Source organism: Sinorhizobium sp. 8-89 (assembly GCF_030124325.1).
Taxonomy (GTDB): domain Bacteria; phylum Pseudomonadota; class Alphaproteobacteria; order Rhizobiales; family Rhizobiaceae; genus Sinorhizobium.
The window spans coordinates 1-436 of sequence record NZ_JASKLR010000101.1 but is presented as its reverse complement, the minus strand read 5'-3'; the positions used below and the strand labels follow the sequence as shown (position 1 = coordinate 436).

Genomic DNA, 436 nt, shown 5'->3' with positions numbered 1-436 from the left:
CCGATCATCCGCGTCGTTCTCTGCTGACGGCGCGAAAGCCCCCGATACGGCCTCTCTTTGGGGCTGGTCTGGCACCGGACCGGCCCTGGCCTGCAACGGCTCCGCCGACCTTCTTCCCCTGACCGCAAGCGGTCATTCCTCGCGCGCCAACAAGCTCGGCTGCCGCCGTCCTCCGCTCACGCTGTGGTCCTTCAGATGCATTCCGTCCAATCCGTCGCCTCTCGACCGCCATCGAGGCCGCATCGGGCGGCTTCGAACAAACCTCAGGAGATACGACAATGGCTCAGATCGGCACCTTCACCCGCGACGAAACCGGCGCCTACGCAGGCACCATCAAGACCCTCACCCTCAACGTCAAGGCCACCATCAAGCCCTGCGACCGTGACAACGAACGCGCCCCCGACTTCCGCGTCACCGCAGGGGGTGTCGAGTTCGG

At 65.6% G+C, this 436-nt stretch carries 1 protein-coding gene; it reads left to right on the top strand.

Going from position 1 to position 436, the window contains the following annotated elements; all coding sequences use genetic code 11:
* Positions 1-278: 278 nt before the first annotated feature.
* On the top strand, positions 279-436 hold a 158-nt coding region (locus QN219_RS33840), incomplete at its 3' end, for a DUF736 family protein (RefSeq protein ID WP_284004774.1).